At 68.6% G+C, this 15,024-nt stretch carries 16 protein-coding genes; 6 read left to right on the top strand and 10 right to left on the bottom strand.

All coding sequences use genetic code 11. From position 1 onward, the window contains the following. Positions 1 to 2 precede the first annotated feature (2 nt). Complete coding sequence (locus OG976_RS06570) at positions 3 to 539, bottom strand: heme NO-binding domain-containing protein (RefSeq protein WP_328359513.1); 537 nt, start codon at positions 537 to 539, stop codon at positions 3 to 5. 128 nt (positions 540 to 667) lie between these two features. Beyond that, entirely contained in the window at positions 668 to 1,228 is a 561-nt protein-coding gene (locus OG976_RS06565; RefSeq protein ID WP_328363238.1) for an LppP/LprE family lipoprotein, read from the bottom strand. Positions 1,229 to 1,311: 83 nt separating this feature from the next. Between OG976_RS06565 and OG976_RS06560 the strand changes: the two genes are divergently transcribed. Together OG976_RS06560 and OG976_RS06555 are read left to right on the top strand one after the other, a co-directional pair. Continuing rightward, positions 1,312 to 3,021, top strand: coding sequence for a DEAD/DEAH box helicase (locus tag OG976_RS06560; protein WP_328359511.1), 1,710 nt, complete (start codon positions 1,312 to 1,314; stop codon positions 3,019 to 3,021). Continuing rightward, positions 3,018 to 4,154: an acyltransferase family protein gene (locus OG976_RS06555; RefSeq protein ID WP_328359508.1), complete on the top strand. Its 1,137-nt coding sequence runs from the start codon at positions 3,018 to 3,020 to the stop codon at positions 4,152 to 4,154. Before OG976_RS06560 ends, OG976_RS06555 begins: the two co-directional genes overlap by 4 nt. A 12-nt stretch (positions 4,155 to 4,166) precedes the next feature. Here OG976_RS06555 and OG976_RS06550 read toward each other — a convergent pair whose 3' ends face one another. The 4 genes from OG976_RS06550 to OG976_RS06535 form a co-directional block, all read right to left on the bottom strand. Continuing rightward, entirely contained in the window at positions 4,167 to 4,754 is a 588-nt protein-coding gene (locus tag OG976_RS06550) for a TetR/AcrR family transcriptional regulator (RefSeq protein WP_328359505.1), read from the bottom strand. Further along, positions 4,754 to 5,995, bottom strand: coding sequence for a cytochrome P450 (locus tag OG976_RS06545; protein WP_328359502.1), 1,242 nt, complete (start codon positions 5,993 to 5,995; stop codon positions 4,754 to 4,756). Before OG976_RS06545 ends, OG976_RS06550 begins: the two co-directional genes overlap by 1 nt. 117 nt (positions 5,996 to 6,112) lie before the next feature. Further along, positions 6,113 to 7,480: an FAD-binding oxidoreductase gene (locus OG976_RS06540; RefSeq protein WP_328359499.1), complete on the bottom strand. Its 1,368-nt coding sequence runs from the start codon at positions 7,478 to 7,480 to the stop codon at positions 6,113 to 6,115. After that, entirely contained in the window at positions 7,480 to 8,718 is a 1,239-nt protein-coding gene (locus OG976_RS06535) for an MFS transporter (protein WP_328359496.1), read from the bottom strand. Before OG976_RS06535 ends, OG976_RS06540 begins: the two co-directional genes overlap by 1 nt. Before the next feature lie 30 nt (positions 8,719 to 8,748). On the opposite strand from OG976_RS06535, the gene OG976_RS06530 reads away from it, so the two are divergent. Continuing rightward, positions 8,749 to 9,603 carry a uracil-DNA glycosylase gene (locus tag OG976_RS06530; RefSeq protein WP_328359493.1) on the top strand — a complete coding sequence of 285 codons (855 nt, stop codon included), beginning with the start codon at positions 8,749 to 8,751 and terminating at the stop codon, positions 9,601 to 9,603. Between the two features lie 7 nt (positions 9,604 to 9,610). Then, positions 9,611 to 10,642, top strand: a complete 1,032-nt coding sequence (locus tag OG976_RS06525) for an LLM class flavin-dependent oxidoreductase (RefSeq protein WP_328359490.1) — start codon at positions 9,611 to 9,613, stop codon at positions 10,640 to 10,642. A gap of 100 nt (positions 10,643 to 10,742) precedes the next feature. Here the strand turns inward: OG976_RS06525 and OG976_RS06520 are convergent, their stop codons facing one another. The 3 genes from OG976_RS06520 to OG976_RS06510 are packed head-to-tail and all read right to left on the bottom strand — an operon-like array spanning position 10,743 to position 11,867. Further along, positions 10,743 to 11,180, bottom strand: a complete 438-nt coding sequence (locus tag OG976_RS06520) for a nitroreductase family deazaflavin-dependent oxidoreductase (RefSeq protein WP_328359487.1) — start codon at positions 11,178 to 11,180, stop codon at positions 10,743 to 10,745. After that, entirely contained in the window at positions 11,177 to 11,599 is a 423-nt protein-coding gene (locus OG976_RS06515) for an HIT family protein (protein ID WP_328359484.1), read from the bottom strand. Before OG976_RS06515 ends, OG976_RS06520 begins: the two co-directional genes overlap by 4 nt. Before the next feature lie 25 nt (positions 11,600 to 11,624). Further along, positions 11,625 to 11,867: an anti-sigma factor family protein gene (locus tag OG976_RS06510; RefSeq protein ID WP_328359481.1), complete on the bottom strand. Its 243-nt coding sequence runs from the start codon at positions 11,865 to 11,867 to the stop codon at positions 11,625 to 11,627. Between the two features lie 54 nt (positions 11,868 to 11,921). On the opposite strand from OG976_RS06510, the gene OG976_RS06505 reads away from it, so the two are divergent. Continuing rightward, complete coding sequence (locus tag OG976_RS06505) at positions 11,922 to 13,313, top strand: amidase (RefSeq protein ID WP_328359478.1); 1,392 nt, start codon at positions 11,922 to 11,924, stop codon at positions 13,311 to 13,313. On the opposite strand, the gene OG976_RS06500 is transcribed toward OG976_RS06505, so the two are convergent. Then, positions 13,308 to 13,805 carry a DNA-deoxyinosine glycosylase gene (locus tag OG976_RS06500; protein ID WP_328359475.1) on the bottom strand — a complete coding sequence of 166 codons (498 nt, stop codon included), beginning with the start codon at positions 13,803 to 13,805 and terminating at the stop codon, positions 13,308 to 13,310. The genes OG976_RS06505 and OG976_RS06500 overlap by 6 nt on opposite strands. On the opposite strand from OG976_RS06500, the gene OG976_RS06495 reads away from it, so the two are divergent. After that, positions 13,796 to 14,950 (top strand): adenylate/guanylate cyclase domain-containing protein, encoded by a 1,155-nt coding sequence (locus OG976_RS06495; RefSeq protein ID WP_442930438.1) that lies wholly within the window; start codon positions 13,796 to 13,798, stop codon positions 14,948 to 14,950. The two genes, OG976_RS06500 and OG976_RS06495, sit on opposite strands and share 10 nt — an antisense overlap. The last annotated feature ends 74 nt before the right edge of the window (positions 14,951 to 15,024 follow it).

Raw genomic sequence — 15,024 nt, 5'->3', positions numbered from 1 at the left:
CCCTACGTCACCGAGACCGCGACCAGACAGCGATCTGCGCCGTCGTGCATGCATTCCAGGTGCCCAACGGTGACGGATTCGCCGTAGTGGTCGCCGGCCCCGAGGATGAAGCCGTGGGCGAGGCCGCACAGCCTGCGCGGTGAGCGGTAGCCGATCAGCAGCGATCCGTCGTCGGGGGAGCTGAAGTCGAAGTGGGGGCAGTAGGCCCCGGCGTAGAGCTTGCGGACCTCGGGGTGGATGACGTCATTGAGACTGCGCAGGAAAGGCACGGTGTGCCCGTGGGCGCTGAAGTACTCCGGCCATCGGGTGACCATATTGGGGATGGCGTGGCGGCCGAACCAGCGCAGCACGTCCTCGTCCGAGAGCGACAAGGCAGCCCCGGCGGCCGACACCAACCGCACCATGTCGGCGTCGTCGTAACTGCCCAGCGAAGTATAAATGCCGTCGACTTCGGCAGCTTCAAGTAAATCGTCCCAGGTCTTGTCGCCGTAGGTATCGGCCACGACCTCTTCCAGCAAATTGAATATGACGCCCTTCACGACACCCCCGCCCCCGGACCGCAGATGAATCCAAGCGTGAATCTACGCCACCAAAGGTGTTTGCCACCGTTAATGCGCAGTGCCGAATGCCCAGGAGAAACCAGCAAACGGTCGGAGTTCGACGAGTGCTAGCCGGTGTTGCCGATGAGTTCGACGCCGTTGCCGTTCCAGCGGAACTTCACCGCGCTCTCTAGGCCCAGCGGATTGAGGTACACCAGCGCGACGGTGTCACCGGTGCTTTGGGCGGCATCGACGGCGTTGAAGCCGAACGTGTCGGGCACTCCGGATCGGATGTACTTGCCGAGATGGAACATCACCGCGCGTGTGTTGGGGTTCTCGGTATTGGTATTGGCCCTGATGATCACCGCGGACAGCTGCGCGCATTCGTTGAAGTTCCCGGCGATGGGAACGGGATACCAGCCCTGACCGCTACGCGCATCGCGCGGCAACTCGGAGACCGCCTGGGCGATCGCGGGTGCCGCCAGATTGACCGCACACGGGTCCGGCGGCGGGGCAGTGTCCGGTGCCGATGGTGACGGCGGCGGTGCCGCTGAGCTGGCCTGCGGGGGAGCCGCCGAGGGCGCGGACGAGGTCTGCGAGGGCTGCGGAGTCTTGGCCACCGTGGAGTCGCCGGAGCCGCAGCCGGCCAGCACTGCGGCCAGCGACAGGGCCGCCGTAGCTACCGTCAACCGATGCCACACACCCGCCGACGGTACCGGCCTGCGCTGCAAGAAGCGGGCTACGGCGCGCTCGGGCATTAGACTGCAGGTCAATGACACTCCCGGAAGACGCCGGAACCGACGCCGCCGTTAGCTCCCCACAGACCTTCGCCGACCTGCAGATTCACCCCGCTGTCCTGCAGGCCGTCTCCGATGTCGGCTACGAGACACCCTCGGCCATCCAGGCGGCGACCATCCCTGCGCTGCTCGCGGGCTCCGACGTCGTCGGTTTGGCGCAGACCGGCACCGGTAAGACGGCGGCGTTCGCGATCCCGATCCTGTCCAAGATCGACCCGACCAGCCGCGCCACCCAGGCGCTGGTGCTGGCGCCCACGCGTGAGCTGGCGCTGCAGGTCGCCGAGGCGTTCAGCCGCTACGGCGCGCACCGGAACATCAACGTGCTGCCGATCTACGGTGGCTCGTCCTACGTCCCGCAGCTGGCCGGCCTCAAGCGCGGCGCACAGGTCGTGGTCGGCACACCCGGGCGCGTCATCGACCACCTCGAGAAGGGCAGCCTGGACCTGTCGCACCTGGACTACCTGGTGCTCGACGAGGCCGACGAGATGCTGCAGATGGGCTTCGCCGAGGACGTCGAACGCATCCTGGCCGATACCCCGGAGTACAAGCAGGTCGCCCTGTTCTCGGCAACCATGCCACCGGCGATCCGCAAGATCACCACCAAGTACCTGCATGACGCCGTCACGGTCGCGGTCAAGTCCAAGACCGCCACGGCCGAGAACATCACCCAGCGCTACATCCAGGTCGCCGGGAACCGCAAGATGGACGCGTTGACCCGGGTGCTCGAGGTGGAGCCCTTCGAGGCGATGATCGTGTTCGTCCGGACCAAGCAGGCCACCGAGGAGGTCGCCGAGAAGCTACGGGCACGCGGGTTCGCCGCATCGGCCATCAACGGCGATATCCCGCAGGCGCTTCGCGAGCGGACCATCGCCGCGCTCAAGAGCGGAGCGATCGACATCCTGGTAGCCACCGACGTCGCGGCGCGAGGCCTTGACGTCGAACGCATTTCGCACGTGCTGAACTACGACATCCCGCACGATCCGGAGTCCTATGTGCACCGCATCGGGCGCACCGGGCGAGCCGGGCGATCCGGTACTGCGCTGCTGTTCGTCTCGCCGCGGGAACGCCATCTGCTGAAGTCGATCGAGAAGGTCACCCGCCAGCCGGTCACCGAAGACCAGCTGCCCAGCGTGGACGACGTCAACGCCCAGCGGGTCGCGAAGTTCCAGGACTCGATCACCGAGGCGCTCAACGCGCCCGGGTTCGACATGTTCCGTCGGCTCATCGAGGACTACGAGCGCGACCACGACGTGCCGATGGCCGACATCGCCGCCGCGCTGGCGTTGCAGTCACGCGACGGCGCGGAGTTCCTGATGACCGAGCCGCCGCCGGAGAAGCGCCGGGAACGCCCGGAGCACGAGGAGCGCGAACGCGCCCCACGCCGGACCCGTGACGACCTGGCCACCTACCGCATCGAGGTGGGCAAGAGGCACAAGGTCGGTCCCGGCTCGATCGTGGGTGCGATCGCCAACGAGGGCGGTCTGCATCGCAGCGACTTCGGCCACATCACCATCAAGGTCGATCACTCGTTGGTGGAGTTGCCCGCGACGCTGTCCAAGGCGACGCTGAAGGCCCTTGAGAGCACCCGGATCTCGGGTGTGCTGATCGAGCTGAAGCCCGATCGCGGCAGGCCGTCCCACGACTCGCGTCCCTCCGGCGGGAAGCCCCGGCGCAAGCATCCATGACCGCGTCCCGCGAGGTCGACCAGGGCGGGCTGGAGGCGGTCTCGACAGTTGACAGGGTGGCGTCGCTCACCGGCGTACGTGCTGTGGCGGCCCTGCTGGTGCTGGGCACTCACGCCGCCTACACCACCGGCAAGTACACCCACGGCTTTGTGGGCCTGGTGTATTCGCGGATGGAGATCGGCGTGCCGATCTTCTTCGTTCTCTCCGGTTTCCTGTTGTTCGGTCCGTGGGTGCGGGCCGCGGCGAACGGGACGGACTCGCCGTCGGTGGGGCGCTACGCCTGGCACCGGGTGCGGCGCATCATGCCCGCCTACGTCGTCACTGTCGTGCTGGCGTTCCTGATCTACCACTTCCGGTCGGGCGGGCCCAATCCCGGGCACAACTGGATGGGGTTGTTCCGCAACCTGACGCTGACCCAGATCTACACCGACAACTACATGTTTTCCTATCTGCACCAAGGACTTACGCAGATGTGGAGCCTGGCCGTCGAGGTGTCGTTCTACGTGGCGCTGCCGATCCTGGCCTACCTATTGCTGGTGATTCTGTGCCGGCGGCGGTGGCGGCCGTGGTTGCTTGTGGCGGGCTTGGCCGGGCTGACCCTGGTGAGCCCGGCATGGATGGTGCTGGTGCACACGACGCACTTCCTGCCCGATGGTGCCCGGCTGTGGCTGCCGGGTTATCTGGCCTGGTTCGTGGGCGGCATGCTCCTTGCGGTGTTGGCAGCCATGGGTGTTCGCATGTACGGCTTCGTGGCGATACCCCTGGCGGTGATCAGCTACCTCATCGTCTCGACGCCGATCGCCGGTGAAGCGACGACGTCGCCGGCCGGACTAGGTGAGGCGTTGGTGAAGACCGGGTTCTACGCCGCGATCGCGACATTGGTGGTCGCGCCGCTGGCGTTGGGCAACCGGGGTTGGTATGCGCGTGTGCTGGCCACCCGGCCGATGGTGTGGCTCGGCGAGATCTCCTACGAGATCTTCTTGGTGCACCTGGTGGTGATGGAGATCGCGATGGTCGAGGTACTGGGCTGGCCGGTCTACACCGGGTCGGCGCCGGCGTTGTTCGTCGTCACCCTGGTGCTGACGATCCCGGTGGCGTGGCTGCTGCACCGGTTCACCCGGGTGCGCAGCTAGGTTTCCCGCCCGTCAGGCGTCAGATCGGGTTTCGCTAGGACACACCAGTGGGACGACGAACTCCTCGAGCATCTCGCGTTCGTCGTCGGGGTTGTGGCCCGGGAAGATCAGCAGTGAGGTGAGCACCCGGACCAGCCAGCGGGCGCGCCGATGCACCACATCGGGATCATCTTGGCGCAGCGAGAGCAGAAACGCCGAACTCAGCGCCTGGATGACCTCGGACTGTTCGGCCATCTCTGCTCCGATGGGCGAGTCGTTGGTGGCGAACCACGATGACAGGGCTGGGCTTTCGCGGACCAGCCGCATCGAGGAGGTCAGGCCGGCCAGCAGCCGCTCACGCGGGTCGGCGATCCCCTCGATCAGCTCGCTGATCTGTTGATAGAGCCGGTAGGCCTCGCGGTGTACGTAGGCGGTGTGCAGTGCCTCGCGGTTCTCGAAGTACCGGTACAGCGTCGCCCTGGAACACCCAGCGGCGCGGGCGATCTCGTTCATGCCGACGGTAGAGACGTCTGCTCCGGCGAACAGTTCACTGGCGGCGTCGAGAATGCGGTCGGTGGCGACCTCGGCGCGCCGGGAGGCCAGCCAGTCCTTGCCGGCCATCAATCGGCCGCCGTCTTAAACGGCACCGACAGCGGGCGTCGCACGTAGCTGCCGCCGGCCCACACCACGCCTGCGGTGTCGATCTCGTAATCCGGGCAACGGGCCAGAAGTTCAGTCAGCGCGACCCGGGCCTGCATGCGCGCGGCCGCCGCACCCAGGCAATGGTGAGCGCCGTGGCTGAACGTCAGGATGTTGCGCGGCTTGCGCTGCACGTCGAGCTCGCCGGCATCCTCGCCGTACTGGCGTTCGTCGCGGTTGGCCGACCCGTACAGCAGCAGCACCTTACGGCCGGCGGGAATGGTCTTCCCGTGCAACTCGACGTCGCGGGTGACCGTGCGGGCCAGCCCCTGCACCGGGGAGGTCAGTCGCAGGAACTCCTCGACGGCGTCAGCGATGAGGTCGGGGCGCTCGACGAGCAGCCGCCGTTGGTCGGGTCGTTGATGCAGGAGTTGCACGGCGCCGCCGAGCAGCCCGGTGGTGGTGTCGTTGCCGCCGGTGACCATCGTGAAGGTGAAGGCCAGCACCGACAGGGTGCCGGCGATGTCGCCGTCGGCGCCTACTCCGGCGGCCACCAGATGCGAGACGGTGTCGTCGCCGGGATCGCGCCTGCGCCGGTCGATCAGTTCGGTGAAGTAGCCCATCATCGAGCCGACGGCGTCACCGACCGTGGCCAGCGCGCCACCGATGCCCTCGCTCGAGGTGTTGGCCGCCACGATCGCCTCGGTCCAGCCATCGAACTGGGCGCGATCCTCGTCGGGAACGCCGAGATAGTGCGCCACAACCATGGAGGGCAGCGGTTTGAAGAGGTCGGCGACGATGTCACCGCCGCCCGCCGCGCGAAGCCGCTCGATGCGCTCGACGACGAACTCCCGCACCGCGGGTTCAACGGCCTCCACCTGCCGGGGGGTGAACCCCCGCGACACCAGCTTGCGGAACTCGGTGTGCACCGGGGGGTCCTGCATCACCATCGGCGGATTATCTTGCAAGCCAATCAGTTCCAGTTCACCGTAGGTGACGGTGAGGCCCTGGGCGGAGGAGAACGTCTGATGATCGCGGGCCGCGGCCCAGACGTCGTCGTGGCGGGAGAGTACCCAGTAGTCCTGGTTCGGGTTCTGCGGGACGACGTGGTGCAGCGGGTCGTGGTCGCGCAGGGCCCGGTACATCGGCCACGGATCGGCCCAGGTCTGAGCGGTGGCCAGTTCGAAGCGGGCATCCGCCTCGTGAGACACAACAGCGGTCATGTCTTATGATTACGACAGGCGGGACCTTGTGTCAAGGATCGGGTTGCGGCGACAGTAACGCCACGGCGGGAATCCGGCCCGATATTCGCCCTGGCGTTACCGTCGGCGCGCGTGCGGTCAGACCACCGCGCCCGGGTTCAGAATGTTCTGCGGGTCCAGCGCGGCCTTGATCCGGCGGTTCAGCTCCATCGCTTCGGGGCCGAGTTGGCCTGCCAGCCAAGGCTTTTTCAGCCGACCCACGCCGTGCTCGCCGGTGATCGTGCCGCCCAGCGAGACGGCCAGATCCATGATCTCGCCGAAGGCGAGGTGCGCGCGCTCTGTCATCTCGGCGTCACTGGGGTTGTAGACGATCAGCGGGTGGGTGTTGCCGTCGCCGGCGTGGGCGATCACCGAGATTGTCAGGTCGCGGTCGGCCGCGATCTTGGCCACCCCGCTGACGAGTTCGGCCAGTGCGGGCAATGGCACACCGACATCTTCGAGCAGCAGCGGACCCTTGGCCTCCACCGCGGGAATGGCGAAGCGGCGGGCGGCGACGAACGCCTCACCCTCGGCCGGGTCGGATGTCGAAAAGCATTCGGTGGCACCGGCTTCGGTGAACACCCGGGCCATGTATTCGGCGTCCTCGACGCCGGCGGGGCCGCGGTCGTCGGAGGCGGCCACCATCATCGCCGCGGCCGAGCGGTCCAGGCCCATGCGAAGTTTGTCCTCGACGGCATTGATGGCCACCGAGTCCATGAACTCCAGCATCGAGGGCCGGATCTTGCCGGTGATCGTCACGACGGCGTCGGCGGCGGCCTCCACCGAGTCGAACGTCGCCACCACGGTGCACGCCGGATTCTGCGGCGGTAGCAGTCGCAAGGTGACCTCGGTGACCACACCCAGAGTGCCCTCGCTGCCGACGAACAACTTGGTCAGCGACAACCCCGCCACATCCTTGAGCCGGGGCCCGCCGAGGCGCACCGCGGTGCCGTCGGCCAGAACCACCTGCATACCCAGCACGTAATCGGTTGTGACGCCGTACTTCACGCAGCACAGGCCACCGGCGTTGGTGGCGATGTTGCCGCCGATGCTGCAGATCTCATACGACGACGGATCGGGCGGGTACCACAGCCCGTGCTCGGCGACGGCCTTCTTCACCTCGGCGTTGAGCAGGCCGGGCTGAACCACCGCGGTCCGCGTCACCGGGTCGACGGTGATGTCGCGCATCTTCTCCGTGGACAGCACGATGCCGCCGTCGAGCGCGGTGGCGCCACCGGACAGCCCGGTGCCCGCGCCGCGCGGCACCACGGCGATCCGGTGGGTGCTGGCCCAGCGCAGCACCGTCTGGACTTCCTCGGTGCGGGTGGGCCGGACGACGGCCAGCGGGGTCCCGGCCGACGGATCCGCAGCGCGGTCGTGACGGTAGGACGCCAGGATGTCGGGGTCGGTGACGACCACACCGTCGGGGAGTTCGGCGGCCAGATCCGCCAGTGGGCTCACGGCCATCAGGCCATCCTAGGTTCGGCCGGTTCGTCGTCGAGTTCGCGCAGTGCAGGCACCCACGGGCAGGCCAGTCCGATGAGCAGGATCGGCACCGCGAGCACCAGGAAGGTCACCTTCAGGCCGAACGCGTCGACCAGTGGTCCGGCCAGCATGAAGCCCAGCGGGCCGGCGGCATAGGCCATCGACGTCATCACCCCGACCACCCGCCCGCGCATGTGCGCGGGTGCCCGGGTCTGCATCACCGAGTTATAGATCGGCCCGATCGGCCCGTACACCAGGCCGGTCAGCGCCGCGAAGGACAAGATCACCGGCAGTGGCGGCAGGAACGCGATCACCAGGACCGCCACCCCGAACGTCAGCACCGCGATCAGCACCGTGGTGCGCTTGCTGGCCACCCGCGACAGCACCGTCCAGCTCAGCGCGCCGATCAGACCGCCGATGGACAGCGCCATCAGCACCCAGCCCAGCTGCGCCGGCTCGTTGCGGTCGGTGAAGTACTTGGGGAAGAGCACGCTTTCCATCGGCAGGTACATCCCGGTCACCGCCAGGTCGATGAGGCCAAGCGTGCGCAGCACCCGGTTGTGCCAGACGAACTTCAGCCCCTCGACCACCCCGGACACCACCCCGTCGGGCCGCTCGTCACGGGTGGGCCGGCCCGCTCCCTGGAGCCGCAGCACGGCCATCGCCAGGATCGACAGCGCGAATGCCGCCGCGGTGACCCACATCGTGTTGACCCCGCCCAGGGTGGCGATCAGCAGGCCGCCGACACCCGGGCCGGTGATGTAGGCCAGGTTGAACACCGCCTCGTAGACGCTGTTGGTGTGGTCCAGCGTCCACCCGGCGCGCTCGGCGGCCTCGGGCAGCATCGACTGCCGCGCCGTCATCCCGGCCGGGTCGAACAGCGAGCCCAGCGCGGCCAGCCCAGCGAGCACGACCGTGGTCAGCGACCCGATTCCCAAACTGATGGCCAGCACCGGGATGGCGGCGACCGAGGCCGCCGACAGCGCGTCCGCCAGCATCGCGACGCGTCGGCGGCCGATGAAGTCCACGGCCGTCCCGGCGATCAGGGTGGCGAACAGCAGTGGCAGGGTCGCTGCCCCGGCGACGATCGACGCGTCGACCGCGCTGCCGGTCCGCTGCAGCACCAGCCACGGAAACGCCACCATCGAGATGCCGTTGGCGCCCGCGGCCAGGAAGGCCGAGGACAGGATCAACAGCGCGGGGATGCGCTTGGTGCTCACCGGCGAAGCTTAAGCGGGCACAGTAGACAGGTGGCCGCGCACGCTCATCCCCGCACCGGAGTGCCGTTCGAATCCCCGGTCCCGCCCGGGTCGGGCTGGCCAGGAGACCCGGCGGTCCCCGAAACGCCGGTGGCGACGACCCCGCGGCGGGTAGCTGCTCTGGCCGCCGGCGTGGATGAGGTCGCCGAACTCGATGCGCTGGTCAGTGTCTGCCGGGCCTGCCCGCGCCTGGTGTCCTGGCGCGAGGACGTAGCGGTGGCCAAGCGACGCTCGTTCGCGCTGGAACCGTACTGGGGGCGGCCGATCATCGGGTGGGGGTCGACGACGCCGCGGATCGTGGTGCTCGGTCTGGCGCCCGCGGCCCACGGCGGTAACCGCACCGGCCGGGTGTTCACCGGCGACCGCTCGGGAGATCAGCTGTTCGCCGCGCTGCACCGGGCCGGGCTGGTGAACTCACCGATCAGTGTCGACGCCGCAGATGAGTTGGGCACCAAGGACATTCGGATTCTTGCGGCGGTGCGCTGCGCACCGCCGGGTAATGCGCCCAGCCCGCAGGAGCGCTCGACGTGCGAGCCGTGGCTGACCGCCGAGTGGCGACTGATCGCACCGTCGGTGCGTGTCGTCGTCGCTCTCGGTGGGTTCGCCTGGCAGGCGGCGCTGCGACTGCTGGCCGACGACCTGCCCGGCCCGGCCAAGCCGAAGTTCGGCCACGGCGTCGTTGCGGAACTGACGTCGGGCCTGCAGTTGATCGGGTGCTACCACCCCAGCCAGCAGAACATGTTCACCGGTCGGCTCACACCGGCGATGCTCGACGACGTGTTCACCGACGCCCGCAGCAGAGCGGGTTTACCCGGTGGGGAAGCACCTCGCCACGAGAGGCGTTGAGGAACTTATGCGGCTTTCTGTACTCGACCTCGTTCCCGTTCGCACCGACCAGAGCACCACTGATGCCCTGGCCGCCACGGTGCGGCTGGCACAGACCGCCGACCGGCTCGGCTTTAACCGCTACTGGCTGGCCGAGCATCACAACATGCCCGCGGTCGCGGCCACCAGCCCGCCGGTGCTAATCGCCTACCTGGCCGCGCAGACCACGCAGGTGCGGCTGGGCTCCGGTGGGGTGATGCTGCCCAACCACGCGCCGCTGGCGGTTGCCGAGCAGTTCGCGCTGCTGGAGGCAGCCGCGCCGGGCCGTATCGACCTGGGCCTGGGCCGGGCGCCGGGCAGTGACCCGGTGACCTCGATCATGCTGCGTGGCACCCGCGACGATTCGGACGTCGAGAACTTCCCGCAGTACGTCGACGAGGTCGCCGCCCTGATGACCGCGGCCGGGGTTCGGATACCGATCCGCGGCCAGGACTACATCCTCAAGGCCACCCCGAGCGCGCGCAGCGAGCCACAGCTGTGGCTGCTCGGCTCGTCGATGTACTCGGCTCGGCTGGCGGCGGCCAAGGGGTTGCCGTACGTGTTCGCCCACCACTTCTCGGGCGCCGGCACCGCCGAGGCGCTGGCGATCTACCGCAGCGAGTTCCGGCCGTCGGCCACGGCGGCCGAGCCGGTGACGTTCATGACGGTCAACGCGGTGGTCGCGCCGACGCGCGAGGAGGCCGATGCGCTGCTGTTGCCGAACCTGCAGATGATGGCGCGGCTGCGCACCGGACAGCCACTCGGTGCGCTGGCTCTGGTCGAAGACGCCGCGACGGTGTCGATGCACCCACAGGCCGAGGCCGTCATCGCCGCCGGGCGTGCCAAGGCCGTCGTCGGCTCACCGGCCGAGGCGGCCGATCAGATACGCGCGGTGGCCGCGGAGTTCGACGTCGACGAGGTGATGGTCAACCCGGTCGCCTCGGCGCATCGCGGCACCGACCCGGGCACGGCGCCGGCCCGTGAGGTGACGCTGGAGTTGCTCGCCAAGGAGCTGTTCTAACCCCATCGATGTGTGCCCGCCTCTGAGCGACTATTCGGGTGGGCGGCACGCGAGTCGCTCGGAGGCGGGCACAAACCATGCCGCCTCCGGCAGGGACCAGCTAGGGCGTCAGCCGCACGACCGGGATGGGTCGCGTCGTCAGCTTCTGATAGTCGCTGTAGCGTCCGCCGTTCTCGTCGTCGCAGATCTTCCACAGCCGCGGATAGTCCGGATCCTCGGGCAGCACCACCTGCGCGGTGACGGCCACCCGGCGCGGCCCGAGGTTGATCTCGACGCGCGGGTTCGCCCGCAGATTGTGATACCAGCCCGGGCTGCGCGGGCCGCCGCCGTTGGAGGCGACGATCAGATAGTCCGCGCCGTCGCGGTAGTAGGCCAGTGAATTCGCCCGCGCTGCGCCGGTTTTCGCGCCCACGGTGTGCAACAGCAGCATCCGCGGCGCGAAGGGCAGGCGGTGTCCGATCCACCCGCCACTGCGCTTATAGAGCCCGTCGTGCACCTTGAGGAATTTCAGCATGAACGTGTCCATCGCTGATGTCATGGGATCAACTCCAGAGCTTGACGCAGGATTCGGCCGGTGGTCTCGCGATCGGGGTCGCGGCGTAGCAGCATGCCCTTGGCGAAGGCCAGCTTGTCTCCGTCGCGCCGCGGAATCACGTGCAGGTGGATGTGGAACACCGTCTGCATCGCGGACTTGCCGTCGTTGATGGCGATGTTGTTGCCGGTCGCGCCGAGACCCGACACCCGCGTCGCCTGGGCGATGCGCTGGCCCACCGCCAACAAACCGGCCAGTGTCTCGGCGGGGGTGTCGGTCAGGTCGACGCTGTGCCGTTTGGGCACCACCAGCGTGTGGCCGCGGGTGAACGGGCGGATGTCCAGGAAGCCCAGATGGTCGTTGTCCTCGTAGACGCGGATGGCCGGCGCGGTGCCGGCGACGATCTCGCAGAACACACATGACATCCCGCCACCGTAGCGGGTGGCCGGATCACCGCCAGTCGCGGAAGGCTTCCACCAGCAGACTGCGGAACTCCGGGTCCAGGTCGTCGTCGCGGATCCGGCCCACCGTCGCCACCGTGGTCCGCAGTTGGGCGAGGTAGCCGCGACAGCCCCGGCAGATGAGCAGATGCAGGCGTACCCGGGCGGCGGTCGCGGCGTCCAGCGAGCCCGAGTAGTAGTCGCTCAGCAGCTCTACGAGCGCTGAGCATGTCATCAGCGACGGTTTCGGCATTAGAAGGGCAGTGTCGGTCGAGACCCAAACCGTTACGGCGATACGCTCCGGGGCGTGGACCTCACCGACATCGCGTTCGCCGGCGCCGCCGAGCAGGCCCGCATGCTGGTCGCCGGCACGATCACGGCCCCTGCGCTGCTGGACCTCTACCTCGACCGGATCGCCCGCGTCGACCGGGAGGTCCGCGCCTACCGGGTGGTGCTCGCCGATCGCGCCCGCAAGGAGGCCGCGGCCGCCCAGCAGCGCCTCGACGCCGGGGAGCAGTTACCTCTGCTCGGCGTGCCGATCGCGATCAAGGACGACGTCGACGTCGCCGACGAGTTCACCTGTTACGGCAGCAGCGCCCACGGCCTGCCGCCGACCCAGGACGCCGAGGTGGTGCGGCGGCTGCGCGAGGCGGGCGCGGTGATCCTGGGCAAGACGGCCGTGCCCGAGATGATGTTGTGGCCGTTCACCGAGACGGTCGCCTTCGGCGCCACCCACAACCCGTGGGACCTGGCCCGCGCGCCGGGCGGCAGCAGCGGCGGCAGCGGCGCCGCGGTGGCCGCCGGGCTGGCACCGATGGCGCTGGGTTCAGACGGCGCCGGGTCGATCCGCATCCCGTCGACATGGTGCGGGCTGTTCGGGCTCAAACCACAGCGCGACCGCGTCCCGATCGACCCGCACACCGACGCCTGGCAGGGGCTGAGCGTGAACGGGCCGATCACCCGTACCGTCGAGGACGCCGCGCTGTTCCTCGACGTGACCAACACCCAGCGCGCCCCTCGTGGCGGTTTCGTGGCCGCGGTGGCGCGCAAACCGAAGAAACTGCGAATCGCGTTGAGCGCCAAGATCCCACCGTCGTTGGTGGGCCGGGTGGGACGCGCACAGCAGAAGGCGCTCGACGGTGCCGAGGCGCTACTGCGCGATTTGGGCCACGAGGTCATCTGGCGCGACCCGGACTACCCGGCCTGGGCGGTGTACGGCCACGTGCTGCCCCGGATGTGGCGCGGCATCTACGACGACGTGCAGCACTTGCCGCATCCGGAACGCCTCGAGCCGCGGACCAGGGCTCTGGCCCGCCTCGGCGGACTGGTCTCGGATCAGCAGATTGCGAAGATCCGCGCCGCCGAAACGACGTTGGCAGCCCGGGTGGGCTCGATCTTCGACGACGTCGACGTGCTCATCACCCCGGGCACCGCTACCGGCCCGTCGCGCATCGGGCAATACCAGCACCGCGGTGGGGTCAGCACGCTCGCACTCGTGGCGTCCCGGGTGCCCTTCCATGCGATCTTCAACGCCACCGGCCAGCCCGCCGCCGTCGTCCCGTGGGGCCTTGACGGCGAAGGCATTCCGGTGTCGGTACAGCTGGTCGGCCGCCCGTCCGACGAGGCCACGCTGCTGTCGCTGAGCCGTCAGATCGAGAAGGCCCGGCCCTGGGCCAACCGGCGACCGCCGGTGTCATGACGCGGCGATCACCCGCCACGCGCTGAGTTTGTCGGCGTAGCGCATGGTGTGCGCGGGGCTCGTCGACGGCAGCCGCACGTAGTCGACGTCGGGCGCGACGCTCACCAGCCTGGCGAAGTTGCGTTCGGCGGCAGCACCGTTGAAGTACACCCGCTCGATACCGGGGTGGGCGGCGAAGAAGGCGGCAAAGTCGTTGGCCACCATGCTGTCCGGCTCCACGGCCGAATCCAGGCTGCCGACGCGGCGGCAGTGCTTGAGGACATCCCACACCGCGATTGCGTTGCGGCGCAGGGCCGCTGTGCGCTGGTCGTAGGGATCCTCGGCGGCGAAGCCGAACAGCTCGGCGGCGATGGGCCAGAACACATTTCGTGGGTTGCCGTAGTACTGCCCCGCAGCCAGCGACATCGCACTGGGCATGTTGCCGAGCACCAGCACGCGGGCGTGGGTGTCGGCGATGGGTGCCAGTCCCACCAGTAGCGGCGATGTTGACATCGCCTCCGACCGTATACGTTGGACCGGTGAGTGACGACGGCGACATCGAAGCGTCCGGTCTGCTTGACGGCTTGACCGACGAGGTCCGCGCCGAACGCGCCGAACTGATCCCGTGGCTGCTTGAGCAGGGCATCACCGTCGAGGAGATCCGGGCGTCGTTCGCTCCGATGCTGCTGACGGCGCGGCGCGCACTCGGCGACGACGGGACCTATGTGTCGGCCCGCGAGATCGCCGAGCAGACCGGGCTGGACGTGGATGTGCTCACCCGCTTCCAGCGGGCCAGTGGACTGCCGTATGTCGAAGACCCCGACGCCGCGGTGTTCATGCGGCTCGACGGCGCCACCGCGGTGCACATCAAGAAGTTCATCGACGGCGGCATCGATCCGGATCTGATGTTGACGGTGGTTCGTGTTCTGGCCGATGGGCTTTCGCATGCCGCAGAGGTCATGCGCACCACGGCGCTGGCCGCAGTCATGCATCCCGGCGCCAGTGAGCTGGAGATCGCCCGCTCGGCGCAGGCGCTGGTGGGGGAGATGGCGCCGCTGCTGGGCCCGATGATCCAGGACATGCTGATGCTGCAACTGCGTCACGCGCTGGAGACCGAGGCCGTCAACGCCAACGAGCGGGCGGCCGGTGCGCCGCTGCCGGGTGCGCGGCTGGTGGCGGTGGCCTTCGGCGATCTGGTCGGCTTCACCCGCCTCGGCGAGACCGTGCCGCCCGAGGAACTCGAACAACTGGCCAACAAACTCGCCGACGCGGCCCGGGATGTGGCGATCCCGCCGGTGCGGTTCATCAAGACCATTGGTGACGCGGTGATGCTGGTGTCCAAGGATGCGACGGCACTGCTGCACGCCATGCTAAGTCTCAGCGACGCCATCGAGGCCGACGAGGATCTGCCGCAGCTCCGGGTGGGGATCGCCTACGGGCCGGCGGTGAGCCGGGCCGGCGACTGGTTCGGCAGTCCGGTGAACCTGGCCAGCCGGGTGACCTCGGCGGCCCGGCCGGGGTCGGTACTGCTCGCCGAGGCGGCCCGTGAGCAGATCGATGACGACACCGCGTTCACCTGGTCATTCGCCAAGGCCCGTCGCCTCAAAGGCATCAAGGACGAGGTCAAGCTGTTCCGCGCCCGGCGCGCTGACCTCTAACTCCGCCGAGCGTGGGCGAGCAGTTCGCTGGCAGTGAAACAGTGGCGCGGCCGATGCAACACTGTAATCATGTA

This window comes from Mycobacterium sp. NBC_00419, from assembly GCF_036023875.1.
Lineage (GTDB): Bacteria > Actinomycetota > Actinomycetes > Mycobacteriales > Mycobacteriaceae > Mycobacterium.
Note: the sequence above shows the minus strand (reverse complement) of the source record. Positions and strands in the feature narration are given on the sequence as shown.